This is a genomic window from Hymenobacter bucti, from assembly GCF_042681145.1.
Lineage (GTDB): Bacteria > Bacteroidota > Bacteroidia > Cytophagales > Hymenobacteraceae > Hymenobacter > Hymenobacter bucti.
Map to the genome: position 1 here is coordinate 686,522 of NZ_JBHUFD010000003.1, position 24,815 is coordinate 711,336.

Annotated in this window: 17 protein-coding genes; 9 read left to right on the forward strand and 8 right to left on the reverse strand. The window is 63.8% G+C overall.

Annotated features, from left to right (window positions below):
• Nucleotides 1–105: 105 nt before the first annotated feature.
• From ACFSDX_RS10575 to ACFSDX_RS10610, 8 genes are all read right to left on the reverse strand, one after another.
• Nucleotides 106–1,389, reverse strand: coding sequence for a DUF5689 domain-containing protein (locus ACFSDX_RS10575; protein ID WP_382313345.1), 1,284 nt, complete (start codon nucleotides 1,387–1,389; stop codon nucleotides 106–108).
• Nucleotides 1,390–1,554: 165 nt separating this feature from the next.
• Nucleotides 1,555–3,024, reverse strand: coding sequence for a SusD/RagB family nutrient-binding outer membrane lipoprotein (locus ACFSDX_RS10580; RefSeq protein ID WP_382313346.1), 1,470 nt, complete (start codon nucleotides 3,022–3,024; stop codon nucleotides 1,555–1,557).
• A 153-nt stretch (nucleotides 3,025–3,177) separates the two neighbouring features.
• Nucleotides 3,178–6,660: a SusC/RagA family TonB-linked outer membrane protein gene (locus tag ACFSDX_RS10585; RefSeq protein WP_382313347.1), complete on the reverse strand. Its 3,483-nt coding sequence runs from the start codon at nucleotides 6,658–6,660 to the stop codon at nucleotides 3,178–3,180.
• 36 nt (nucleotides 6,661–6,696) lie between these two features.
• The gene (locus ACFSDX_RS10590) at nucleotides 6,697–7,737 is read right to left on the reverse strand and encodes a FecR family protein (RefSeq protein WP_382313348.1); all 1,041 of its coding nucleotides are present in this window, start codon (nucleotides 7,735–7,737) and stop codon (nucleotides 6,697–6,699) included.
• Between the two features lie 162 nt (nucleotides 7,738–7,899).
• The gene (locus ACFSDX_RS10595) at nucleotides 7,900–8,469 is read right to left on the reverse strand and encodes an RNA polymerase sigma factor (RefSeq protein ID WP_382313349.1); all 570 of its coding nucleotides are present in this window, start codon (nucleotides 8,467–8,469) and stop codon (nucleotides 7,900–7,902) included.
• A 139-nt stretch (nucleotides 8,470–8,608) separates the two neighbouring features.
• Nucleotides 8,609–10,198 carry an ABC transporter permease/substrate-binding protein gene (locus ACFSDX_RS10600; RefSeq protein ID WP_382313350.1) on the reverse strand — a complete coding sequence of 530 codons (1,590 nt, stop codon included), beginning with the start codon at nucleotides 10,196–10,198 and terminating at the stop codon, nucleotides 8,609–8,611.
• Nucleotides 10,199–10,435: 237 nt separating this feature from the next.
• On the reverse strand, nucleotides 10,436–11,401 hold the full coding sequence (locus tag ACFSDX_RS10605) for an ABC transporter ATP-binding protein (protein ID WP_382313352.1): 966 nt from the start codon (nucleotides 11,399–11,401) through the stop codon (nucleotides 10,436–10,438).
• A gap of 288 nt (nucleotides 11,402–11,689) precedes the next feature.
• Nucleotides 11,690–12,694: a gluconolaconase gene (locus ACFSDX_RS10610; RefSeq protein WP_382313354.1), complete on the reverse strand. Its 1,005-nt coding sequence runs from the start codon at nucleotides 12,692–12,694 to the stop codon at nucleotides 11,690–11,692.
• A gap of 237 nt (nucleotides 12,695–12,931) precedes the next feature.
• Between ACFSDX_RS10610 and ACFSDX_RS10615 the strand changes: the two genes are divergently transcribed.
• The 9 genes from ACFSDX_RS10615 to ACFSDX_RS10655 all read left to right on the forward strand — a co-directional run bounded on the left by ACFSDX_RS10615 (nucleotide 12,932) and on the right by ACFSDX_RS10655 (nucleotide 24,806).
• The gene (locus ACFSDX_RS10615; RefSeq protein ID WP_382313356.1) at nucleotides 12,932–16,189 is read left to right on the forward strand and encodes a tetratricopeptide repeat protein; all 3,258 of its coding nucleotides are present in this window, start codon (nucleotides 12,932–12,934) and stop codon (nucleotides 16,187–16,189) included.
• Between the two features lie 80 nt (nucleotides 16,190–16,269).
• Nucleotides 16,270–18,045, forward strand: a complete 1,776-nt coding sequence (locus ACFSDX_RS10620) for a TonB-dependent receptor (RefSeq protein WP_382313357.1) — start codon at nucleotides 16,270–16,272, stop codon at nucleotides 18,043–18,045.
• Nucleotides 18,046–18,136: 91 nt separating this feature from the next.
• Nucleotides 18,137–19,381 carry an HU domain-containing protein gene (locus ACFSDX_RS10625; protein ID WP_382313358.1) on the forward strand — a complete coding sequence of 415 codons (1,245 nt, stop codon included), beginning with the start codon at nucleotides 18,137–18,139 and terminating at the stop codon, nucleotides 19,379–19,381.
• Between the two features lie 111 nt (nucleotides 19,382–19,492).
• Nucleotides 19,493–20,200 (forward strand): MotA/TolQ/ExbB proton channel family protein, encoded by a 708-nt coding sequence (locus tag ACFSDX_RS10630; protein ID WP_382313359.1) that lies wholly within the window; start codon nucleotides 19,493–19,495, stop codon nucleotides 20,198–20,200.
• Between the two features lie 107 nt (nucleotides 20,201–20,307).
• Nucleotides 20,308–20,730 (forward strand): ExbD/TolR family protein, encoded by a 423-nt coding sequence (locus ACFSDX_RS10635; protein WP_382313360.1) that lies wholly within the window; start codon nucleotides 20,308–20,310, stop codon nucleotides 20,728–20,730.
• A gap of 119 nt (nucleotides 20,731–20,849) precedes the next feature.
• Nucleotides 20,850–21,776 (forward strand): hypothetical protein, encoded by a 927-nt coding sequence (locus ACFSDX_RS10640; RefSeq protein WP_382313361.1) that lies wholly within the window; start codon nucleotides 20,850–20,852, stop codon nucleotides 21,774–21,776.
• Nucleotides 21,777–21,872: 96 nt separating this feature from the next.
• Nucleotides 21,873–23,189 carry a bifunctional folylpolyglutamate synthase/dihydrofolate synthase gene (locus ACFSDX_RS10645; protein ID WP_382313362.1) on the forward strand — a complete coding sequence of 439 codons (1,317 nt, stop codon included), beginning with the start codon at nucleotides 21,873–21,875 and terminating at the stop codon, nucleotides 23,187–23,189.
• 72 nt (nucleotides 23,190–23,261) lie between these two features.
• The gene (trmB, locus tag ACFSDX_RS10650) at nucleotides 23,262–23,927 is read left to right on the forward strand and encodes a tRNA (guanosine(46)-N7)-methyltransferase TrmB (protein WP_382313363.1); all 666 of its coding nucleotides are present in this window, start codon (nucleotides 23,262–23,264) and stop codon (nucleotides 23,925–23,927) included.
• A 27-nt stretch (nucleotides 23,928–23,954) separates the two neighbouring features.
• On the forward strand, nucleotides 23,955–24,806 hold the full coding sequence (locus tag ACFSDX_RS10655) for a maleylpyruvate isomerase N-terminal domain-containing protein (RefSeq protein ID WP_382313364.1): 852 nt from the start codon (nucleotides 23,955–23,957) through the stop codon (nucleotides 24,804–24,806).
• Nucleotides 24,807–24,815 lie beyond the last annotated feature (9 nt).

A 24,815-nucleotide genomic window follows, 5' to 3' on the forward strand; every position in this document is an offset into this window, starting at 1 on the left:
ACGTCTGTCATGCAGAGCGCAGCGAAGCATCTGCGTGGTGCAGTAATTTCTTACGCTAGCAATGAAGCGAGCGAGATGCTTCGCTGCGCGCTGCATGACAAGGCGTTAATTCTCATAAATGGCAATGTCATCGAGCCCCAGCCGGCCATTGAGTACGGCGGGCGGGTTGCTGACACCTAGGCCCAGCTTGTTGATGCGGAAGCGCACCGGTCCGCTGATGTTCATGAGAAAAGTGATGGAGCGCTGCCAGTTGCCGGCGTCGGTAATGACGGGGCCGGTTTGCGTCCAGGTCGCGCCCTGGTCCCGCGAATACTCCAGCTTCCAGGAGCTGGCGGCGTCGGTGTAGTAGGCGCCGTAGAGCAGCGTGACTTTGGTAGCGCCGTTGGGTACATCGAATCTCATTTCCACCACGGCCGGCACCGTGAGGCCCTGCTGCAGCCGAATGCCCTGAGTACCGGTGTAGCGGTCGCGCCCCGCAGTGTTGCCCAAAATGGCCTGAAACAGCTTCCAGCGGCCGGTGCCAAACTGCACGGTGTTGTCGGGCACGGCCGTGGTATTCATATTATACATGTCTTTGGTGGTCTGCGGCACCGCCTCGAAGCTCTCGGGGAAACCGGGGTAAATCGGGCCGCTAGGGTCCACGGCATCGCCGGCGGTGCGCAGCCACAGCTGCGGCGCGGCGGCTTGCGCGGCATCGAGCGCGCCCACCGCGACGCCCACAAACGTGGCGCTGGCCGGCAGGCGCCGGGTAGCGAAGGCGGCGGCAGTTTCGGTGTGCAGCGTGAGGCGGTTGTTGCTGCCGTCGGCCAGGGTTTTGTTGCCCGCGTAGGTAGCGCCCGATACCGGCAGCGGCGTGATGCTGGCGCTCGTGATGCGGACCAGCGTGCCGTCGTAGGCGTTAACATCGGCCAGCAGCGTGCTGATATTGATGTCACGGGCCAGCACGGCGTTGCCGCTGCTCACCTTGCGCACGCGGTCGGCGGTGATGCCTTCGAGGCGTAGCGCGCCGGCGCTTTTGGACAGCGTCGCGCCTTTGATGTCAACCACTACCGAGTCGCCCACGGCCAGCGCCGGCGCGGGACCGCCGCTGATGGGGATGATGATGCCGCGCACCACGCCGCGCCGCTTGTTTTGCACCACGATGGTGCCGGGGCCGCCGGGCACGTTGCCGCCCGCCGCATCCGAAATGACGAGGCCCACCACTTGGTGCGCGCCCGACAGTTGGCCCGGCTCCAGCACCACATTGCTGCCCTGGTAGAGGCGGCGCAGCTCGTCGAGCGACACGTTGGGGCTGGGCGTACCGGCCGCGTAGTTGGGGTTGTCCTTAAGGCAGCTGGTGGTAGCCAGGGCCAGAAAGATGAGCAGGCTAGCTAGAAAATGGTTTTTCATAAGGAATTGAAGTAGTAAAAAACCGCGCTTGTCATGCAGCGCGCAGCGAAGCATCTCGCGTGGCGCAGTAAATCCTGACGTTTTAAGGTTAGTGCAGCACGCGAGATGCTTCGCTGCGCACTGCATGACAGGCGCCAACTACCGCTATACCGCGTTAGAAATGAGCTACAATTGCCACCATACCTTGGTATTAACATCATCCGCTCCCTGGTCGGCCACGGCGGCCTGGTAGTTCACCTGGTTGAGCGACTGCACGTAGACGGGGTAGTTGATGCGGGCCGGCATCTGGCGATTGTTGCGCACGCCGGGGCCAATGGGCAGCACCGGGTGGCCCGTGCGGCGGTACTCAAACCACTGCTGGAAGTCGGTGAAAAACAGCGCGTAGTACTTCTGCAGGTGTATCTGGTCGAGCTTGGTGGCGGGGAGGCTGGTGGCGCTCCACTGCACGTCGGGGTTGGTGAGGAAGCCGCTGGGCACGGCCAGGCCCCAGAGCGTGATGCCGTTGGTGGCGCCGGTTTCGTAGTAGGTTTTGGCGTCGCCAGTTATCCAGCCGCGTAGGGCGGCTTCGGCCAGCAGCAGCTGCACCTCGGAATAGTTGAGGATGTTGCCGAGCAGCGGCTCGGTCATGAGGGCCGTAGGATAGGTCGATTGGGCGGCCGGAATCTGGCCCGGCACGTAGCCGCTTGGAATGCCCTTGTAGACGCCGCCCGCCAGCGTGGCCCACTTGGCCAGGCGCGGGTCGTTCCAGCTCACCAGGTTGTTGATGAAGAACTCGCCCATCGAGCTAAACGACGTGAAATCGGCCGTGCGGTAGGTCTGGAACGGCGACTGGTAGGGCGCGGTGCCGGTCCAGCGCATGATGGCCGATTCCGCGTTGTTGGCGATGAGCGGGTAGTCGCTGGCGCGGGTGTTCACCATGTCGCGCAGCTTGGCCTGCGGGCTGAGGCCGCCCGGCGCGATAAGGTTGGTGCGATTGGACACCCGCATGAGCAGCCGCAGGTAGAGCGAGTTGCCAAACTTGCGCCACTTCAATGCGTTACCCTGAAAAAGCGGGTCGAGCTGGGCCTGGTCCACGCCTAGGTTCACGTTGGTTTTCAGCAGGTCGTTGGCTTCTTCCAGCTTCACAAACAGGTCGCGGTAGATGTCCTCCTGGCGGTCGAATTTGGGCTGCAAATTGCCCGACCGGCCTTGCAGGGCCTCTGAGTACGGCACGTCGCCGAAGGTGTCGGTGAGCAGCGAAAACGTCCAGACCTCGCAGATGCGGGCGATGGCCATGAAGGTGTTGCTCTTCACCGCCACCGCGCTGTTGTACATATCCCGAAAGTCGGTGAGCTGGGTGTACCAGCCGTTCCACATGTAGTCGGCTTCGGCCGAGCGGATGATGTAGCGGTGAAACTCGTCGTTATCGACCCGCGACACGTGCACCTGCATCAGCTCATTGGTGATGCGAAAAGCGCGGTCCATGTTGCGCTTCACCAGGTCGGTGAGGGCCGGCGCCAGCAGCGTTTCCGGGATGACGTTGGGGTTCTGGTTGGGGTTGATATTCAACTCCTCGAAGCCCTTGGTGCAGGATGAGATGCCGCCTAGGGTGGTGGCGGCGAGGAGGAGGGAGGCGAGTAGTTTTAGCTTTTTCATATTAAAATCAGCGTATGAAAATCGGTCATGCAGCGCGCAGCGAAGCATCTCGCGTGGCGCAGTAAATCCTGACGTTTTGAGGTTAGTGCAGCACGCGAGATGCTTCGCTGTGCGCTGCATGACAGACGCTTTGAAGTTGAGCAAATAGCCAGGCTATATCCCCACCGTCAGGTTAATCCCCATCGTGCGGGTGCTCGGAAACTGCCCCAGCTCAAACCCTAGGTCAATCGTCCCGTCATTCAGCGTTCCAAACTCCGGGTCAAACGCTGGCCAGTTGGTGAGGATGAATAGGTCGCGCCCGTACAAGCCAATGGAGGCCTGCGTGAGGTGCAGCTTGCTCAGCAGCGAGGGCGGCAGGCTGTAGTCGAGGCGCATTTCGCGCAGCTTGATGAAATCGGTGCTGAAGAGGTTGCCCTCCACGTTGTCGCGGCCGTAGTGGGCGGTGTAGTAGTTGGGCAGGTTTTCGGCCACCACGTCGTTGGGCCGGAAGGTGCCGTCGGAGTTGCGAATCACGCCCTCCCCGATGATGCCGTTGTAGCGGCCGGGCAGCGTGATTTTAGTCTTGCCGCCCTCGGCCAATACGGCGTTGGTCATCGAGTACGCTTTGGCCCCAAACTGGCTGTCGAACAACACATTCAGCCGGAACTGCCGGTACGTGAACTCGGTGCCCGCGCTGGCCTTCCGCTTGGGCAGCGCACTGCCTAGGTACTGCACCGCATCGGTGAGCAGCGGCAGGCCGTTGGCGTAGATAATCTGGCCATCGGGGGCGCGCTCGTAGCCGCGGCCGTAGATGGCGCCCATGCTGCCGCCGGGCCGCGCCTCCACCGAGCCCCGGCCACCGGGGCCGCGCTGGAGCTGGTAGGTGAGTACGCTGTCGGCCAGCTCCACTACCTGGTTGCGGTTGGCGGTATAGGTGCCGTACACGCGCCAGCCCAGGCCGCGGGCGTTTTCGAGCAGGCGGGCATTTAGCTGAATTTCGAGGCCCTCGTTGCGGACCAGGCCGGCGTTGAGCACGGCCGCGTTGTAGCCCGAGGCGCGGTCCACGGGCACGCTCAGAATCTGGTTCGAGGTGTTGTTGCGGTACACCGTCACGTCGAGGCCGATGCGGTTGCGCACGAAGCGCAGGTCGGCGCCCAGCTCCACGCTCTCGGTGCTGCGGGGCTGAATGCCGGCATTGGCGATGGAGCTGGGATTGGTGAGGCCCGAGGGGTAGCCCGTGGCCACGGCGTAGGTGTAGGCCGTGAGGTAGGGCGTGGTGCCGCCGCTGCCCACCCGCGCCCACGAGGCCCGCAGCTTGGCAAACGACACCACTTCGGGCAGCGGCACGATGTCCGACACGATGGTGCTCAAACTGGCCGACGGGTACAGCGGAATGTTGGTAATGCCGCTCGCGCTGGCCAGCGTGCTGCTCCAGTCCTTGCGGGCCGTCAGGTCGAGATAGACCAGCTTATTATAAGAAAACGACCCTAGGGCGTACAAACCATTGAGCGCAAACTCGGCCCGGTAGGGCAGCGCGATGGGCAAATCGCGGCTGTTGGCGAAGGTGAACACGCCGGGGTAGAGCAGGCGCTCAGCCCGCAGCTCGTCCTTGTTGTAGCGGTTATTCAGGCGGCTGCCGCCCACCGACAGGCTGGCGTCAAATTTCTTGAAGGTATGGGCGTATTGCAGCAAAAAGTCGCTGTTAATCTCCTGCGAGAACACGTTTTGCGTTCGGTACATGCCCTCCTTGTACTTCTCCGTGTCCTTGGGCCGCTGTTGCGAGCGCGCCTCGTAGGAGTAGTCCAGGGTCGAGCGCAGCATCAGGTTGAAGCCCTTGGCAAAGGCGTAGTTCACCTGCACGTTGCCCGTGAGCTGGTGGCGGTTGGCCTTATTGAGCATCTCATTGGCAATGAGATAGGGGTTATCGACCAGGCTGCTGAACGGGTAGCGCTGCGTGATGCCTTGCGCGCCGGGCAGCCAGTAGTCCTTCAGCCAATCCAGGTTGTTATTGGGCACCTGCAAGATGGCCCAGTACATGATAGTCTGGTTGTTATAGCCCGTCGAGGGCAGATTGTCGCTGTAGCGATTGGTGTAGTTGACCTTGGTCGAAATCCGCAGGTTGTCGGTGATTTTCTGGCTCGCCGACAGCGCCACGGTATTGCGGTCGTAGCCCGTATTGGGCATAATCCACTGGTTCTGCAAGTTGGTCAGCGACAGACGCACGGCCGTGCGGTCGGTGCCGCCCTCCAGCGCCACGGTGTTGGTAAAGGTGCTGCCGGTCTGGAAAAAGCCCTTGCGATTATCCGGGTACGCCACCCAGGGCGTGCGCTCGGTGCCGCCGGTATTGGTGGCCGGGTCGTACTGGTAGAAAGACTGCCCGTTGAACCTAGGCCCCCAGGCCGAGCTGGTGCTGCGGGTGCTCAAGCCGTCGGCCGTGTTACCAAACGAGTAGTAATTCTCGCCCGCCGTGCCCTGGCCGTACTCGTACTGGTAGTCGGGCCAGCGCGAAATCGACTCAAAAGCCGAGTTAGAATTGAACGTGACGCCGATGCCTTTTTTGCGTGACTTGCCCGATTTGGTGGTCACAATCACGGCCCCGTTGCCACCGCGCGCGCCGTAGAGGGCGGTGGCCGCCGGCCCCTTCAGCACCGTCACTGATTCGATGTCCTCGGGGTTAATGTCGTTGAGGCTGGTGCCAAAATCGACCGGCGACTCGGTCTGCAAATACGCCGAGCTGCCGGTGCCGGTGGCGCGGTTGCTGCCGCCCAGCACCACGCCATCCACCACGATGAGGGCGTCGTTGTCGCCCGCTAGCGAGCTTTCGCCCCGCAGAATAATGCGGTTGGAGCCGGCCGGCCCGCCGCCCGATTTTATCAAATTCAGGCCCGCCACCTTGCCCGCCAGCGCGTCGGTCCAGTTGTTGGATTTGGCTTCGGTGAGCTGCTCGTTGCTCACCGTAGTATTGGCGTAGCCCAGGGCTTTCTCGTCCCTAGGGATACCTAGGGCCGTTACCACCACCTCGTCAATGCTGTTAGCGTCTTCGCGCAGCACGAGGTCGTAGGCGGTGTTTTCGCCCACCGTCAGCTGCTGCGGCAGGTAGCCGATAAAGCTGAACGTCAGCATGCTGCCCGCCGGCACGGTCAGCTGGTAGCTGCCGTCGTTGCCGGTGATGGTGCCCGCCGTAGCGTCCTTCACCCGGATGGACACGCCGGGCAACGCCTCGCCCTTGGCATCCGTCACGTGGCCCTGCACCAGCACCGGGTCGGCGGCGCTGGTGGCGGCCGTGCTGCGCTCCATGGCCTTCACCACGATGCGCTTGTCCTGCACCGTAAACTGCACGCCGGCCTGCGCGGCCACCAGCGACAGCACGGTTTTGAGGTTGCTGTGCGGCGCTTCCACCGTGATGCGGCGGCTCAGGCGAGCGGCCTGGTCTACGTACAAAAACCGGTATCCGGTTTGCTGCTCGATGCTGGCCAGCACCTCGGCCAGCGGCTGCTGCCGCACCGTGAGGGCGCAGGGCACCACGGCGGGTTCTTGCCGCATCAGTGGCCCGCGGGCGGCCAGAGCGGCCGGCGCGGGGCTCAGCGTCAGCAGCCCCAGGCCGGCGAGCGCACTGCGCCAGGCCCGCTTTTGGCGGGAGGATATCGGTTGTTTCATGGTTTTGCTGGTGAGCTGGTTAGGTACTAAAAAGCACTAGTTATTTTCCGCCTCAGCGGGTTCTCGTCGCAGGTATATCACCTGTCCTTCGCGGTGGTAGCTAAGGCCCCCGGCCAGCCGCAGCGCATCGAGCACGCGGGGCAGGGGCTCGTTGTCGAAGGTGGCCCACAGGCGCACCTCGGCCGTGGCCGAATCAGCGAAGACCAGCTTCACGCCGTAGCGGCGCTCGAGCTGGTTGGCCGCATCGGCCAGCTTCTCGTTTTTGAAAATCAGCTGGTTGTTGCGCCAGGCCAGTACCTGCTGCCGGTCGAACGCCTGCCGATAAATACGCCCCGTGGCGCGCTCGGCCCGCAGCTGCTGGCCCGGCGTCAGCAGGTATTTATCTTGTTTATCCGTCACCTGCACCTTCCCCTCGACCAGCGACACCGCCAGCTGACTGGCCCCCGGCACGGCGCTCACATTAAATTTGGTGCCGAGCACCTGCGTCACCCACGCCCCACTATGCACCCGAAACGGCCGCCTAGGGTCCTTGCTCACTTCAAAAAACGCCTCCCCCTCCAAATACACCTCCCGCGAGCCCGCGCCAAACTGCGCCGGGTAGCGCAGCTCGCTCTGCGGAGCTAGCGTCACCACCGAGCCATCGGCCAGGCGCAGGCGCTGCGGCTGGCCGGCCGGCGTGCGGTACACCCGGTAAGCCACGGCCGGAACTGGCCGGCCGTAGAAATACACGCCGCCTAGAACGCTCATTATAAATACTACTAGCACCGCCAGCTGGGCGGGCCGCGCTAGCCGTAGCCGCCAGCGGCGCACGGGCGGTGCAGTTGGTGCAGGTGCGGCGGCTAACTCAGCCGCTAGGGTAGGCTGCGCCAGCCGGGCTTTCAGCCGACCTAGGGCCGCCGAAGTTTCGGCAGGGGCGGCGGGCGTCTGGCTGGCTTGCCACACGGTTTTCAGCTGCTCAAAGGTGCGCTCGTTTTCGGGCGACTGGGCCACCCAGGTGGCCAGGCGCTCGTTCTCGTCCGACGAGGTTTGGCGGGCGAGGTAGCGGGCGATGAGCAGGTAGACTTCTTCTTGTTGCAAGGGGCCAGCGGCCGGCTCTGATTGCCGGCGCTGTGGTTATGACGCCGCTGCCCGCCGACCTCGTGACACCAAAAACCACTCTTAACGTAAGGATAACAGCCGTAATCTGAGCGTAATACACTGCTCGCCGGGGGTGAGGTCCCATGCCCGGCGAGCTAAAAACTACTGCACGCCCGAAGCATACAGCGTGCTTTTCAAAAAGCGCAGCGCCCGGAACATGTGCGTTTTCACCGAATTGATGGAAATGCCCAGCAGCCCGGCCATCTCCTCGTAGGTCAGGCCACCATCGCGGTGCAGCTGAAAAACCTGGCGCGTGCGCTCGGGCAGCTGCCCGATGAGGTGGCCGACCTGCTCGCTCAGCTCCTGGAAGGCCAGCAGCTGGTCGGGCTGCAAGTGCTCGGCTTCGGGCTGGGTTTGGGGCAGCTCGTCGGTGGCGTCGAGCGGGGTGCGGCGCTGCTCGCGCAGGCGGTCAAAGGCGCGGTGCTTGACCGCCGTGTAGAGGTAGGCGGCTAACGAGCCCACCACGGCGAGCTGCGCGCGATTGGTCCAGAGGGTGCCAAAAACCTCGGCTACTACGTCTTCGGCGGCATCGGTTGGGTAGCGCAGCAGGGTAGCGGCGTAGCGCTGCAAGCCGGCGTAGTAGCGGGTAAAGAGCGCTTCAAAAGCCGCCTCATTGCCCAGGGCTAGGGCCGCCAAATACTGCTTGTCGGAAGAGCTAATCGGGAAGGCCATACTAGCAGACAAAGCTATCGGACCAATGCGGCCAGCACATTATCGGCCTGTTATGGTATGATTAAACATATGTAGAACAGGGTTTAAACTATCTGGCCGCGGGCGCTGGCTGGAAGCAGCACTGCTTGCCGGGCAGCCGCTACTTGCTCAAGTACTTACCCAGGTTTGAGATGTTGGCTATGCCTAGTTGCTCGGCCTGCTGCCGCCGCATAAGCAGGCAGTAGGCATTGTTGAAGCCCAGCGGCGCCCGCCACGCCAGCCCGTAGCGCCGCCGAAACTCGGCCTGCACGTACTGAAATACGGCCTCGGGGCGCCCGCCCAGCGAGTCGAGCACCGCGGCCGAGGGCTGCAAGAGCACTTGCAGGCCGGTGCCGGTGTACTCGGGGTACATATCAATCTGGCCGCCGCGCAGGGCTTCGAAGCAGATGGTGGTGCCTCCCAGGCCGGTTTTGGTAGCCACGGCCAGGTCGGTATTGCCGCGGATTAGGGCGGCGTACATTTCGACCAGAATATATTGCTCGGCAAAAATCTTGGAGCCCAGGCGCACCTCCGGCGCGCCGGGCGGCAGCGGGCGCGGCGCTTTGAGCAGGCCGCGGCGCCGCAGCCACCCTAGGGCCACGGCCTTGGGGTCGCGGTGCAAATAATCGACTTGGTAGTTGAGGTTGGTCATGGCCGAATCGGAGAGCTGCCCGCTGAGCTGGTCGAGCACGGGGCCCAGCTCGGGGTGGGCACGCAGCAGCGCGGGCCGCAGCACGGGCGCGCAGTAGTAGGGCGGCAGGGCGTGGCGGTCGTCGCGCAGCACTTGCAGGCCGTAGGCCCGGATGCGCCCGTCGGTGGAGTAGCCGTCGATGACATCAACGCGGCCGTCGCGCAGGGCTTCGTAGACCAGGGCGGGAGCTAGCACGCCGTGGGGCAACCGGGCCAGGCCGTAGGTGCGGCTGAGGCCCGGTAGGCAGTCGGCCCGCCCGATAAACTCGGGGCTGAAGGCGGCTTGCAGCGCGGGCCGGCCACTGCGCGCGCCCAGCAGCTGCGGCCCCCAGTAGCCGGCCGCCAGCAGCGGCAGGGCCACCAGCAGCCCCAGGCCCACCGCCCGCAGGCGCTGCACCGAGAGCTTTTCGAGCGCGCCTAGGCTTGCATCGAAGGCCAGCGCCAGGGCGGCCGAGGGCAGGGCGCCCGCCAGTATCATCACGGGGTTGTTGAGCGAAATGCCCTCGAAGATGAATTCGCCTAGCCCGCCCGCCGCCACGTAAGCCGCCAGCGTGGCCACGCCCACATTAATGACCGTGGCCGTGCGGATGCCCGCCATAATCACGGGCAGGGCCAGCGGCAACTCGACCTGCCGGAAAATCTGCCCATCGGTGAAGCCCAGCCCGCGCGCCGCCTCCACCACGGCCGGCGGCACGCCCTGGATGCCGGCCACCGTATTGCGAATAATGGGCAGCAGCGAATACAGCAGCAGCGCCACGATGGCTGGCCGCGCCCCAATGCCCATAAACGGAATCAGGAAGCCCAGCAGTGCGATGCTCGGCACGGTTTGGAGTACGCCTGCCACGCCCAGCACCGCAGGTTGCCAGCGCGGCTGCCGCGTCAGCCACAGCCCGAGGGGGCCGCCCACGGCCACCCCGAGTACCAGCGCCGCCGCCGTGAGCCGCACATGCTGGAGCGTTTGCAAGCCCAGCTTGCCGGCCTGCTCGTGCCAGAATGTGAAGAGGTCGGAGAGGAAATGCATGGTGAGGTTTTTACCGCGGAAAGCGCGGAAGAGAACGCGGAGAGGCCGCGGAAGCTGAATAGATTTACCCTAGGTTCCGAATCAAGAATCAAAAAACGCTTGTCATGCAGAGCGCAGCGAAGCATCTCGCGTGGTGTAGTAAAATCCTGCGTATTGATTACTGTATCACGCGAGATGCTTCGCTGCGCTCTGCATGACGAGCAGTTCTTCCAATTCAAATGATTATAAATCAATTTCTTACCCCAGGACTTGGCCAAAGGCGGCCAGCAGCTGGCCCCGCGTGATGGCCTGCGGCTGGTCGGCCAGCCGAAACGCGGGGGCCGCCTGGGTATCCAGCTGCCCTAGAGCCTCGTGCACGCTGGCGGTGGGCGGCAGAGTAGGTGCGTCGTCCGGGGCCGCGGGCTGGCCGGACTGGGGCAAAAAGGGCAGCACCTCGGCCAGCGTGATGCTGCGCAGCTGCAAGGCCAGTTGCTCGGCCTGGAAGAAGCTGCGCACGAAGTCGCTGGCGGGGTGCAGTAGCAGCTCGCGCGGCGGCCCTAGCTGCTGAATCTTGCCATTATTGAGCAGCATGATGCGGTCGGCCAGCTCGAAGGCTTCGGTTACGTCGTGGGTCACGAGCACTACCGTTTTGCGGCGCAGCTCGTCGAGCTCCCGGAAGTCGCGGCGCACGGCGGCGCGGGTGATGGGGTCGAGCGCGCCGAAGGGCTCATCGAGCAAAATCACGGGCGGGTCGGCGGCCAGGGCGCGGGCCAGGCCCACGCGCTGCTGCTGCCCGCCCGAGAGCTGGGCCGGCAGCATGGGGCCAAAGTGCTCGGCCGGCAGGTGTAGGCGATTGAGTAGCTCGGTGGTGCGGGCAGCCGTTTCGGCTTTGGGCCGACCTAGGAGGCCGGGCACCACGCCCACGTTTTGAGCCACGGTGAGGTGCGGCAGCAGCCCCACCTGCTGAATGACGTAGCCGATGCCGCGCCGCAATTCCTCCGGCTTTTGCTGGCGCACGTCGCGGCCGTTGAGCTCGATGGTGCCGCCGTCGGGCTCGATGAGGCGGTTCAGGGTTTTGAGCAGCGTGGTTTTGCCGCAGCCGCTGGGGCCGAGCAGCACCAGCGTTTCGCCCTGCGCTACTTCAAAGCTGAGGTCATCGACCACCACCTGCGCGCCAAAGCGCTTGGTGAGGTGCGACACGCGGATGACGGGCGAGCTGGACAATGGGCGAGGAGTAGAAGTAAGTGCCAATGGCGTCAGAGCAATCCGCAGGTTAGGGCGCGGGCGGTGGCGATGAGTTGCCCGTGCACTAAGTAGGCCCGCAGGTAGCACCCTAGGGGTACTACTTGCGGGCCTTATTGTTTAGGATTTAGGAGCTGTTAGGGTGTGCTAAACACAGTTGTCCTTGCGAGCGCAGCGAAGCAATCGCATCTGTTGAGCGCCACCGTTCGGGTGCGATTGCTTCGCTGCGCTCGCAAGGACAACTGTGTTTAGCACGCCGCTCGGCTGGTTCTAGAAGCTTACCCTGGTAATGGCGAACCGCGGCGACGTGGCCATATATGGGTACAGCACGTAGGGCACGCTGCTCGCGCGGCGAGTGATGGTGGTGGGGCTCACGGCTCCCGTGGCAAAGCTGCCGGTGGGGCGGGTGGTGGCCCAGGCATCGCTGCTGGCCATGCGGAAGACGGTGCTTTGGCTGCCCGCTACCACGAGCAGCGTGGTGTTGTCGAGTAGCAGTAGCCCATCGGCCCCCACCAGGCTCTGGGTGCTGGCCACGGCGGTGAAGCCCGTGGGGTTGGCGAGCGGTACTTTATAGAGCGTGCCGTCGTTAGACTTAGCCACCAGCAGGTAGCCATCGGGGTGGTAGACTAGGCCATTGAGGCCGAAGCCCGTGCCGCCGCTCAGCTGCGCGTTTTCTAGAAAAACCGTGGCCACGCCCTGCGCATCGACCTTGTAAATGATGGGCGACAGGCTATCGGTGATGTAGGCATTGCCCTGGCCGTCCACGGCAATGTCGTTGGCGAAGTGGGGCAGGTTGGGCCGCAGCGCCCCTAGGTCGACGTAGCTGAGCAGCGCGCCGGTGCTGGGATTAAAGCTGGCCAGGGCGGCCAACTTGCGCAGCGTGGTGGCCGTCGAGCGGGTGGTGTTGGCGCCCGCATCCGACACGGCGGCCAGCAGGCGCTGGCGCGTGACATCGAGGTTGAGACCGATGGTCGAAACCAGCCGAGGGTCGTCGGCGAGCTGGGTGTAGGTGCTATCGTCGCGCACGGTGCCAATGCGCCCTTGGGTGCGCGAGCTCACGATAAAGCGCTGATTGGCTTCGTCGTACTGAATGCCCTCGGGCGAGAGCGCCCGTTGGGGCACCGTTATTTTGGCGGGTAGGGAGGCCTCGATGGGCTCGCTGTTTTTGTCGCAGCTGGCCAGCAGGCCCAGCACGCTTAGCGCTAAGGCCGTGCGGCGCGCCCGGCGCGCCAGCGCCGGTGACCCAGGCTGGGCCGATAAGAAGAGAATACCCATGAGCAGCAGGATTAAATGAAGAAATAATGAAATGCTAGCTTGTACGGCCGCCAGCTTAAAAAGCTGCCCGGCCCACGCCCGGTTCAGCCGGCCCCCAAATACCAAGTGGCCGGGCGGTGGCGTTGGGGTGGGAGCGGCCGCGTTCGGCCGCCCCGCATTTTCTCGCTACTTTTGACCACTTATGCGGCCCGGCAGCCCGGTTGGGGCCGCGTTCTTCGTTCACGCTGCGCTACTTTCATGAAGCAACTTCCCCGGCTCGCGCTGGCGGCCAGCCTAGCGGCGCCGCTCGCGCTGGCTTCTCCCACCGCCCACGCCCAGCAAACCCAGACGTTCGCCGCCACCGAGCGGTATTTTCAGGAAGGCCTCGACCTGTTTGACCGCCAGCAGTACGGCGCGGCCCAGCAGGCCTTTCAGCTCTACCTGCGCCAGGCCCCCCAACGCGTGAATGAGCAGAGCGGCCCGGCCGACGTGAGCGGCCGCCTCGAGCGCCTCGCCGATGCCGAGTACTACTACGCCGTGAGCGGCCTCTACCTGCTGCACCCCGATGCCGAGGGTCTCATCCTGGCCTTTGCCCAGCAGCACCCCACGCACCCGCGGGCGGCGGTGGCCTACTTCGAGCTGGCCAAGTTTTACTTCGACCAAAAAAACTACGGCCAGGCCCGCGCCTACTTCCTGAAAGTGGCGCCCGCCAACCTCAGCGCCGACCAGCGCGCCGAGTCCGACTTTAAGCTGGCCTACAGCCACTACGAGTTCAAGGAATACGACCAGGCGCGCCTGCTCTTCGACCGTAATAAGAAGCAGCCCGGCCCGTACCGCGCCGCCAGCGCCTACTACGCCGGCTACCTGGCCTACCAGGCCGGCGAGTACCCCGCCGCCCGCCAAGACCTGCTGGCCGCCGCCGACACCGACCCGTACCGCAGCGCCGTGCCGGTGCTCATCACCCAGATTTACTACAAGGAGGGCGACTACGACGGCCTGATAACCTACGCCGGCCGCGCCTTGCAGCAAACCCCGCCGCCCCAGAGCGCCGACGAGGTGAGCCTGCTGGTGGGCGATGCCTACTATCAAAAGCAGGATTACAAGCAGGCCAATACGTATTTCAGCCAGTACGCCGGCGCCCGCCAGGGCAAAATCGACCCCAGCCTGCAATACAAAATCGGCTTCGCTAACTACAAACAGGGCGATTACAAAAACGCCATTACTAACCTAAAGCCCGTGGCCGCCCGCCGCGATTCGTTGGGTCAAAATGCCGCCTACCACCTCGGCCTGAGCTACCTGCAAGCCGGCCAGAAAACCGCCGCCCTCACCGCCCTCGACGCGGCCCGCCAGAGCACCCTGCAAAAAGACGTGGCCGAAAACGCCACCCTGCGCTACGCCCAGGTGCAGTACGAGCTCGGCAACCAGCCCGAGGTGATTGCGGCGCTCAAGGACTTCCGCCAGAAGTATCCGCGCTCGAAAAGCCAGCCCCTAGTGGACCAGCTACTCAGCGACAGCTTCCTGGCCTCGACCGACTACCAGCAAGCCCTGACCTACCTAGACGGCGTGCCGGACCGCGGCACGACCCTCAATGGCACCTACCAGCGCATTGCCTATGCCCGCGCCGCCACGCTGTATAACGATGGTAAATACGCCGAGGCGCTGCCGCTGCTCGATAAGTCCTTGCAATACCCGCAGGATGATGCCCTGCGCGCCGCCGCCCAGGTGCTGCGTGGCGAAATCTATTCCGTGGGTCAGCAGTACCCCGAGGCCATCACGGCCTACGCCGCGGCCGCTCGCTCGGCCCGCGAGGGCGGCGTGGACGCTGATGAAACGCAGTACGTGCAGCTGGCCCGCTACGGCCTCGGCTACGCCTATTATAACACCAAGCAGTACGACAAGGCCCAGCCGCAGTTCAAGGCCTACCTGGCCGACCCCGCCGCCAAGCCCGCCGACCCCAACTACTACGATACCACCCTGCGCCTGGGCGATACCTACTACGTGGCCAAGGACTACCAAACGGCGCTGGCGCAGTACGACAAAGTCATTCAGGCCAACGCGCCCGACAAGGACTACGCCTACTACCAGAAGGGCGTGACCCTGGGCTTGCTCGGCCGCAAAGACGAGGCCGCCCAAACGCTCTCGACGTTGCTCAAGGCCAATCCCAACTCGCGCTACGCCGAGCAGGCCGTGTTTCAGCAGGCGCAGCTCGACTTTCAGGCCGGCGACTACGCCCCGGCCTCCGAAGGCTTCTCGCGCCTCATTCAGAACCGGCCCACGTCGAGCCTGTTGCCCGATGCCTACCAGCGCCGCGGCGTAGCCTACGCCAACCTAGAGCAGCACGAAAAAGCCGTGGCGGACTTCCGCAAGGTGCTGGCTGACTATCCGCGCAGCTCGGCCGCCCAGCCTGCGCTCTACGGCTTGCAGGAAAGCCTGACCGCCCTAGGTCGCACTGAGGAGGTAGACCAGGCCCTGGCCAATTTTAAGACCCAGAACCCCGATAGCAAGGCCACCGAAAGCGTCGAGTTTGAAGCCGCCAAATCGCTGTACTTGGCCGAAAAATACCAGTTGGCTTTGCCGCGCCTACAAGCCTACCTCAAGCAGTACCCCGACAATGCCCTAGCGCCCGATGCCCGCTTCTTCTTGGCCGACTCGTACCTGAAAACCGGTGACAAAGCCGCCGCGCTGCCGTTGCTGCGCGCCGTGGCGACCGAGAATAAGAGCGAGTTTGTGAACCGCGCTGTGGGTCGCGTAGCTGACTTGGAGCTAGAAAACAAGAACTACCCCGAGGCCATCATCTACTACGGTCGCCTGCGCACCGCCTCCTCGAACCGCCGCGAAGTGGCCACCGCCACCCTAGGGCTGCTGCGCAGCTACTACGATAGCGGCGACTTTGCCGGTGCCCGCCGCACCGCCACCGAGCTCAGCACGCTGGCCGGCGCCACCGCCTCGGCCACCAATACCGCCCTGCTCTACCTCGGCAAATCCGACTACCAGCTGGGTAACCTCGACCAGGCCGCCACCGAATTGGCTGCCACCGTCGCGGCCGCACCCAGCGATGTGACCGGCGCCGAAGCGCAGTACACGCTGGCCGAAGTGCGTTTTAAACAGCAGCAATACGACGAGGCCATCAAAGAAGCCTTTAAGGTGAATGCCAACTACAGCGCCTACGAGCTGTGGCAGGGCCGCGCCTTTTTGCTGCTCGCCGATGTGTACACCGCCCAGGGCGATACCTACCAGGCGCGGGCCACCCTGAACTCGATTATCGACAATAAATTCCCGGTGGCCGACATCGTAGCCGGCGCCCGCCAGCGCCTCACCGCCCTGCCCGCCAGCGACGACACCGCGACGCCCGCGCCGGCATCGGCTCCCACGACACCCGCCAAAACCACGCCCGCTAAGGCCGCTGCTCCGGCTAAAACGGCCCCGGCGTCCCCTAGGGCCACCACGCCGGCCGCGCCCAAAACGCCGGTCCGCCCGCCCGCAACCACGCCGGTCAAGCCCAGCACCCGGCCCTAACTTGATTAGTAGCTCCGATGCGTAAAAATATAATAATGAAGCGTTTAGAAGTGAGTAAATCAAGCTTTACTAGAAGGTCGGTGCGGCCGCTATTGTTGGTGGCTGGCCTGAGCGGCGCCGCGGCCCTAGGCGCCCAGGCGCAAGCCCAGCCCGCCCGTGGCCGGGCCCGGGGCACCATTCAGGATGCCGAGATTGAGATTGTGAAGGACCGGGTGAACACCCTGCCCGAGGCCACCCGCAACTTCGAGAAAATCCGGCTGGCGCCGCCGCCCAAACCCACCCGCACGGTCACCTACACGTATCCTGATTTCCGGCTGCCCGCCACCCGGCTCAACACCGCCATTCCGGTGCTGCCCATCGCCCCCGAGGCGCCGAGCCTGCTCACCGGCAACTACCTCAAGCTGGGCATCGGCAACTACGGCACCGTGTACGGCCGCGCCCACCTGCACTCGACTCGCAACGAAAAGTATAGCTACGGCCTCGACCTGCGCCACCAAGGCTCGGCCAACGGCCCCGTCGATGGCAGCAACTCGGCCACCAGTCAGAGCAGCGCCGCCCTCACTGGTGAGGTCTACCAGGGCAGCGCCGCTTTAGGTGCTAGTTTGGACTACGGCCGCGAGCGTTATCATTTCTATGGCTACGACGCCAGTAAACTAGCGGCCACGCCCGACAAGGGTAGCATCGAGCAAACCTTCAACCGCTTCGGCGCCCGCGGCTACGCCCGCAACCGCGCCCCCGATGCCGCCATTCAGTACGAGCTCGGCCTGGGTTATAAGTATTGGAAAGACGCCTACACGTCGTCGGAAGGCAATTTCTTCCTCGATGGCAAGCTCGGCTACGCGCTCAGTGAAACCAGCAAGCTGACCTTGCAGGGCGAGGCGTCGTTCATCACGGAGAAGGAGGACCTGGCCGTGACGACGCCGCAGCCGGGCACCAGCAACTTTAGTCGCGCCCGCAACTTTGTGCAGGTGACGCCCGCCTATGAGCTGACCGGCAAAACCGGCGTTTCGCTGACCCTAGGGGCCACCTTAGGTTATTCGAGCGAGCCCGGTACGGTGCCCGGCGGCAATACCGACCAGCCCAACGGCGTGAGCAAGACCGCCGTGTACCCGGCCCTGCGCATCGGCTACGCCCTGGTGCCGGAAAAACTCCAGATTTACGGCGGCCTGGGCGGCGCCTTGCAGCGCGTGACGCGCTACGACCTCACCCAGGAAAACCCCTGGCTGGCCCGCGGCGCCAGCCAAACCGTGGCCGACGCCCACCAGGGCGTGTCAGTGTATGGCGGCTTCACGGCGGCCCCGGCCAGCGGGCTCGAAGTGGCGGCCCGCGCTACCTTCAGTCGCTCGCGCAACCTGTACTTCTACCGCAACTCGCTAACCGATACCACCAAGTTTGACTTGGTGTATGACCAGGAAAGCATCGGCGTGACTAACGTTCACGCCGAGGTGCTCTACAGCGCCGCCGAAAAAGTGCGGGTGGGCCTCAAGGCCGACTTCAACCACTACGGCGTGAAGAACCTCGACCAGGCCTACGGCCGGCCGTCGTTTATCGGCACGCTCTACGGCACCTACAACGCCACTGATAAGCTGCTGCTGGGCGCCAACCTCTACTATTACGCCGGTAACTACGGCGTGGGCTACCGCACCAACCTAGCAAATGGCTTCCCCGTGCGGGAGGTGGTCAGCCGCAAAACCGACGCCGTCGTAGACCTCAGCCTGCGCGCTGACTACCGTATTACCCCAAAATTCAGCATCTTTGCAATGGGGAATAACCTCACCAACCGCCATTACCAGCGCTACCTGAACTACCAAAGCCAGGGTATCAACGTGATTGGCGGCGCCGCTTACTCGTTCTAAATCAGTTTTTAGTAGTTGATTGTCAGTTGTTAAGACAACGGACTGTCAGCTAGTTTAAAGCCTGAAACTACCGCCTGCCAAACCTACTCTTATGAATCTTTCCGACCACCTGCGCCCACTACTCCGCGAGCACGATTGCGTGATAATTCCGGATTTTGGGGGCCTCGTGGCCGAGTATGCGCCAGCCCGCGTGCAACTCGCCGGCCGGCACTTGCTGAGCCCACCCACCCGCCACGTCGCCTTCAACCAGTCCCTAACCCGCAACGACGGCCTGCTGCTCGACGCCCTGCGCCAGCACCTGGGTTTGTCGGCCGCCGAGGCCCGCGAGCAGTTGCGCCAAGCCGTGGCCACGCTGCACCAGGAGCTGCAAGCCCAGCAGCGCCTCGAGCTGCCCGGCGTCGGGATATTCCGGCAGTTGGCCGGCCGCGGCTTGCAGTTTGAATACACCGGCACCGAAAACCTGTTTGCCGCCGCCTACGGCCTGCCCGAGCTCACGGCGCACCCCATCGCCGTGATTGACGCCCGCCTGGCCCGCGAGCAGCAGGCGCAGCTGGTGCCGCGCCTTCGCTCGGCCGCCACCCGCAACAACCGCGTGCCCCTGGGCCGCCTGGTTCGCGGCGGCGCCATTGGGCTGGCTGCCGGGGTGGTGGCCGGGGCCATCTACCTGCTGTCCTTGCACCCGGCTGCGGTGCCCGTGGCCTGGCAGGGCTACCTGCCCCGTTGGGAGCAGGCCCGCACGGCGCCCGTGCCGCAGCAGGCTACGCTGGCTACCGCCCCGCTCGCTACCCTAAATACACCGGCCGCCGCTGCTGAGGAAACCGCCAGCGAGGCGAAAGAGGAAAAAGTAGAAATGCCCACGGTGGTGCTCAAGACCGTGCCCGTGTCGGTCCCGGTGGCTTCGGCACCGCCCGCGCCCGCTCCAGTGGCCGCCGCGCCCAAGGTAGTAACTGCCGCTAAGCCAGTGGCGAAGCCCGTGGTTAGCATTAAGGACAGCAAAGCGGTGACCGTAGCCCCGGCCGCCCCCAAGGCAACTGTCACGGTTGCCAGCCCGGCCAAAGCGGCCACCGCCGCCGCCTCCGCTACCACAATTAAAGCGCATACGGGTCGTTTCTACGTCATGGTGGCTGCGTACTCCTCGTGGAATCGCGCCGAGGAAGGCCGCCGCAACCTGGCCCACGCCGGCCGCCCAGCCAAGATTATCGCCCCGTATCCCGGCACGCGCTACTACCGCCTCACGGCCGCCGATTTTGCCGACCGCCCCACGGCGCTCGCCGCCGCCGCCCGCCTGCGCCAGAATCCGCACCTCGACAAAGGGCTGTCGGTGATAGCTTACTAAGTACTGCAAGCCGCTAGTGGTTACGCGCTGTGACCTAGGTTATTATAAACGCTTCCGAAGCTAGTAGCCGCCTGCCGCTAGTAGCTAATTGCCTACTTCTTCTCCCGCTGAATGTCCGTTTTTCTGCTGCAAGCCGGCCCCGCCCTCACTACCGTCGCCACCGACACGGCCGCCGCCCACGCTAATGCCATAGCTAACGCCACCCCCGGCCTCTCGCTCGTCGACCTAATTTTGAAGGGGGGCTGGATAATGCTGCCCATCTTCGCGCTGCTCGTCGTTTCGATTTACATCATCGCCGAGCGTTACCTCACCATCCGCAGCGCGGGCGGCAATCCCGAGTCGTTCATGACCGGTATTCGCTCGCTCATGGTGAAGGGCGACCTGCCCGGCGCCAAGCTCTACTGCGCCCAAAACCCGTCGCCGCTGGCCCGCATGGTGGAGAAGGGGTTGCGCCGCATTGGCCTGCCCATCACCGAGATTGAAGCCAGCGTTGAGAACGTTGGAAAAATCGAAATTGCCCGCCTCGAAAAGAACATCAGCATCCTAGGTATCATCGCCGGCATTGCGCCCATGCTGGGCTTTGTGGGCACGATTATCGGCGTTATTAAGATTTTCTACGCCATCTCCAGCAGCGGCGAGTTCGGCATCACCCAGATTGCGGGCGGCCTCTACACCAAGATGGTGACCTCGGCGGCGGGCCTTGTCGTGGGTATCATCGCTCACATCGGCTACCACTGGCTCAGCATCCTGGTCGAGCGCATGGTATTTCGGATGGAAAACTCGGCCATCGAGTTTATGGACATCCTTCAGGATAATTAAAAAATTATGAATTAAAAATTAAAAATTGACTTCTAAAATAGCTGTTTAAAAGCTTCATAGAGAGTCAATTTTTTAATTCATAATTTTTAATTTTTAATTCAACCGCAGTGAATCTCTCCCGCCGCCGCCACGCTTCTTCCCACGTCGAGACCAGCTCGATGAACGACATCATGTTCTTCTTGATGTTGTTCTTTCTGATTGTGTCCACGATGGTGAACCCCAACGTTATCAAGCTGCTGCTACCCAATGCTAAAAGCAGCAAGCAGGTAATGAAGCAGCCCATCACGGTGAGCATCAACGCGGCCGGCGAGTATTTCGTCAATAAAAAGCCCGCCACCGCCGCTACGCTCGAGCCCGAGTTGCGCGTCCTCATCCCGGCCAACGCGCCCGCCGAGGCCCAGCCCACGGTAGTGTTGCGCGTCGATGCCGGCCTGAACGTACAGAAGCTGGTAGACGTGCTCGAAATCGGCAACCGTTTGAAGATGAAGATGGTCATGGCCACGCAGTCGCAGCAGGCCGCTGGGAAATAGGTTAAATTAAAAATTATGAATTAAAAATTAGAAATTGGCTACCCAGTTTGACCAGTGCGGCACGAGGGAAAACCAGCTTTTAATTCATAATTTTTAATTCATAATTCATAATTTTAAGAATGGCCCTCGATTATCCCGAAGAGCACCGGCGCGAAGCCCTGGGTATCACGGCGGCCATCGTGCTGCTGCTGGCGCTCGTGTGCTTCTTCCTGAAGTTTAGCGGCCCCAACCCGCCTCTGACTGCCCTAGGTGGCGATGGGGTAGAGTTGAACTACGGCCTCGACGAGGCCGGCTCGGGCGACGTACAGACCATGGCTACCGCCAACGCCTCACCCAACCGCGAGGACTCACGCCCCGCGGCCGCTCAACCCGACCCCACGCCGCAGCCAGCCCAGCCGCGCGTGGAAGCCACCCCCGCACCCCAGCCCGAAACGCAGGAAAAAGTAATTACCAGCGAGGCCGAGGACGCCGAGGTGGCCGTCCCGCCCGTTGAGAAACCCACTGTGAAGCCGGTGCGGCCCGCCGAGCCCGTGCGCGAAACACCCGCGCCGCCCAAGCCTCGCGAGCAGCCGCGCGCCCTATACACACCTAGGGGCAGCGCCAGCGGTGCGGCCGGCGGCAACGGCGTGGCGGGCTCCAGTAGTGCGCCCACCGGCAACAGCAATGGCGACCGCCCCGGCACCGTGGGCGACCAGGGCGACCGGAACGGCTCGCTCGACGCCAAGGCGCTCTACGGGGCGCCCGGCAGCGGGGGCAGCGGCTCGCGCCCCGGCAGTGGCGGCGGGGGGGGCCTCGAAATGAGCGGCTGGCGCTTTGATAATACGCCCGTAGTAGAAGCCGTGGACGACAACCCCGGCGTTATCCGCTTCAAGATTAAAATCAGTAGTGATGGCGAGGTAGAAGCCGTTACCAAGGTGTCGGGCAACGTATCGCCGGCCCAGGAAAAGCTCTGCCGCGATAAGCTGCTCGACGCCAATTTTGTGAAAACTAATGCCGGTGTTAGCGGTGCCACGGGCTTCTACACCTTCCGTTTTTCGGTGCGGTAGTTTGCAGGAATGAACAATTATCAATGAGCAATGAGCAGTTGGGAAGAGCATCTTCTTTTTAACTGCTCATTGCTCATTGCCTATTGATAATTAAAAATGACTTATCAGGAAACGCTGGCCTGGCTTTACGCACAACTACCCATGTATCAGCGGGTAGGGGCAGCAGGCTTCAAGAAGGGCTTGGGCAACACGGAAGCCCTGGCAGCGGCCCTAGGGCACCCCGAAACTAAGTTCCGGAGCGTGCACGTGGCGGGCACCAATGGTAAGGGCTCGTCGTCGCACCTGCTGGCGGCGGTGCTCCAAAGCGCTGGCTACAAAGTGGGCTTGTACACCTCGCCGCACCTGCGCGAGTTTACCGAGCGCATTCGGGTGAATGGGCAGGAGCTGGCCCCGGACTACCTGGTGAGCTGGGTCGAAAACCACCGCCACTTGTTCGCGGAAATTGAGCCCTCGTTCTTTGAGATGTGCGTGGCGCTGGCCTTCGATTACTTCGCCGCCGAGCAGGTCGATGTGGCCGTTGTGGAAGTGGGCCTGGGGGGCCGGCTCGACTCGACTAACATCATCACGCCATTGGTGTCGCTTATCACCAACATCAGCTACGACCACCAGGCCATGCTGGGCAACACACTGCCCGAGATAGCGGGCGAAAAGGCTGGCATCATTAAGCCCGGCCGCCCGGTGGTGGTGAGCCAGACGCAGCCCGAGGTGTCCGCGGTTTTTGAGGCTAAAGCTGGGCAGGAGGGTAGCCCGCTGCTTTTTGCTGATACCCGCTACGAAGCACGCCCCGCCGCCGAAACTACTGCCGACGATTACGCCAAGGGCGTGCAGCTGCTGCACGTGTACCGCGAAGGGCAGCTGTACCTAGAAAACGTGGCGCTGGGCCTGCTCGGCGACTACCAGCGCCTGAACCTGCCCGGCGTGCTGGCCGCGCTGGACGAGCTGCGGGCGCAGGGCTTCGCGATTTCGGAAGCTGCCCTGCGCCAGGGCCTGCGTGATGTAACGCGCCTCACTGGCCTGCGCGGCCGCTGGAGTATTCTGGGGCAGCGCCCGCTGGTAGTGGCCGACACCGGCCACAACGAGGCCGGGCTGCGCCTGGTGCTGGCGCAGCTGGCCCGCGTGCCGCACGAGCATTTGCACCTGGTTATCGGCACCGTCAATGACAAGGACGTGACTAAGGTGCTGGCGCTGCTGCCCCGCGAGGCCACGTATTACTTCTGTCAGGCTGATATTCCGCGGGCCCTGCCCGCCACCGAGTTGGCGGCCCTGGCCCAGGCGGCCGGGCTCACGGGCCAGGTTTACGGCCCGGTGCCCGCGGCCGTGGCCGCCGCCCGTGCCGCCGCCGGGCCCGCCGATGTGGTCTTTATCGGGGGCAGCACCTTCGTGGTGGCCGAAGTAGCCGAGCTCTACGCCTAGGTCTAAGTAGGCGGGCAACGCGGCACGAAGCGTAGTTTTGTAGTCATTTTTTCGCCGCCATTTTCGCCCACCGTGCCCCGTATTAAACTCCAGCGCTTTGCTGAAAACGCCAACCGCCCCGACATCATCGAGCCGGGTAAGGAAATATTTGGCCGCTTATCGGGCAACTGGGCGGCCGATTTTTTTCACAATACCCAGCCGCTGGTGCTCGAAGTGGGCTGCGGCAAGGGCGAGTACACCGTGGGCCTGGCCCAGCTGCACCCCGAGCAAAACTTCCTGGGCCTCGACATCAAGGGCGAGCGCATTTGGCGGGGCAGCACCCGTGCCGAGGCCCTAGGGCTGAATAATGTGGGGTTTCTGCGCCTGATGGCCCACCAGCTCACCGAGCATTTTGCCCCCGGCGAGCTCAGTGAAATCTGGATTACCTTCCCCGACCCGCGGCCCCGCGACCGCGACATCAAGCGCCGCCTCACCGCGCCGCGCTTCCTGAACATGTACCAGACGCTGCTGGCGCCCGGCGGCGTGGCCCAGCTCAAAACCGACAGCGAGGGCCTGTACGACTACACCCTGGAGGTGCTGGCCGGGCGCCCCGGCGCCACCGTAGAGGTAGCCACCCGCGACCTCTACGCCGAAACCGACCCGGCTTTTGCCGCCGCCCAAGCCATCCAAACGCACTTTGAGGGCAAATACCGCGCCGTGGGCGTGCCCATTAAGTACGTGCGGTTCCGGCTCGGCTAAGCCGCTGCTTCTATCTTAGGGCCCCATATGGAGCCTGTTATTATTGATACGCTGCCGCTTTTGCCGGAGCTGGACCGCCTCTTGCTGAAATTGCTGCGGGGCCTGCGCCCGGCCGACTGGGACCTGCCCACCGTGGCCGGCCATTGGCGCGTGCGCGACGTAGCCCTGCACCTGCTCGACGGTAATTTGCGCAGCGTGTCGATGCTGCGCGACGGGCATTTCGCGGACCCCGGCCCGGCCAGCGCGGCCCCGGCAGACGTGGTGACTTACCTCAACCAGCTCAACCAGAGCTGGGTGGCCGCTACCCAGCGCCTGAGTCCGGCCGTTATTATCGATTTGCTGGCCCACACCGGGCCCCCTTACCACGAGTACCTGGCCACGCTCGACCCGCAGGCCCCGGCGACGTTTGCCGTGGGCTGGGCGGGCGAGACAGAGTCGGCCAACTGGTTTCACATCGCCCGCGACTACACCGAGAAGTGGCACCACCAGCAACAGATTCGGCACGCGGTGGGGCAGGAGGCCGCGCTCTACGAGCCGGCGCTGTACAGGCCCTACCTGGCTACCAGCGTGCGGGCCTTGCCCCACCGGCTGCACCACGTGGTCGCGGCGCCCGGCGAGCGGGTGCGCTTTGAGGTCACGGGCCCTGGTGGGGGCAGCTGGGTGCTGCACCGCGCGCCCACGGGCTGGGTTATCAACCCGGAAGCGGCTGCCGAAGCCAGCGATGCCCCGGTTCGGGCGCATGTGAAGGTAGCCGGGCCGGTGGCCTGGCGCCTGTTTTCGAAGAACATCAGCCTCGCGGACGCCCTACCTGCTGCCGAGCTGGCGGGCGACCAGCAGCTCGGGCAGTGGCTGCTGGGCGCGGTAGCCGTCATGGCCTAGATAGGGCGC

What these genes read in the sequence shown, in the direction of transcription:
- ACFSDX_RS10600 (WP_382313350.1), bottom strand. Translation starts at nt 10,198, where the DNA reads ATGCATTTCCTCTCCGACCTCTTCACATTCTGGCACGAGCAGGCCGGC.
- ACFSDX_RS10640 (WP_382313361.1), top strand. Translation starts at nt 20,850, where the DNA reads ATGGCCCTCGATTATCCCGAAGAGCACCGGCGCGAAGCCCTGGGTATC.
- ACFSDX_RS10580 (WP_382313346.1), bottom strand. Translation starts at nt 3,024, where the DNA reads ATGAAAAAGCTAAAACTACTCGCCTCCCTCCTCCTCGCCGCCACCACC.
- ACFSDX_RS10655 (WP_382313364.1), top strand. Translation starts at nt 23,955, where the DNA reads ATGGAGCCTGTTATTATTGATACGCTGCCGCTTTTGCCGGAGCTGGAC.
- ACFSDX_RS10575 (WP_382313345.1), bottom strand. Translation starts at nt 1,389, where the DNA reads ATGAAAAACCATTTTCTAGCTAGCCTGCTCATCTTTCTGGCCCTGGCT.
- ACFSDX_RS10595 (WP_382313349.1), bottom strand. Translation starts at nt 8,469, where the DNA reads ATGGCCTTCCCGATTAGCTCTTCCGACAAGCAGTATTTGGCGGCCCTA.
- ACFSDX_RS10645 (WP_382313362.1), top strand. Translation starts at nt 21,873, where the DNA reads ATGACTTATCAGGAAACGCTGGCCTGGCTTTACGCACAACTACCCATG.
- ACFSDX_RS10610 (WP_382313354.1), bottom strand. Translation starts at nt 12,694, where the DNA reads ATGGGTATTCTCTTCTTATCGGCCCAGCCTGGGTCACCGGCGCTGGCG.
- ACFSDX_RS10585 (WP_382313347.1), bottom strand. Translation starts at nt 6,660, where the DNA reads ATGAAACAACCGATATCCTCCCGCCAAAAGCGGGCCTGGCGCAGTGCG.
- ACFSDX_RS10625 (WP_382313358.1), top strand. Translation starts at nt 18,137, where the DNA reads ATGAATCTTTCCGACCACCTGCGCCCACTACTCCGCGAGCACGATTGC.
- ACFSDX_RS10615 (WP_382313356.1), top strand. Translation starts at nt 12,932, where the DNA reads ATGAAGCAACTTCCCCGGCTCGCGCTGGCGGCCAGCCTAGCGGCGCCG.
- ACFSDX_RS10630 (WP_382313359.1), top strand. Translation starts at nt 19,493, where the DNA reads ATGTCCGTTTTTCTGCTGCAAGCCGGCCCCGCCCTCACTACCGTCGCC.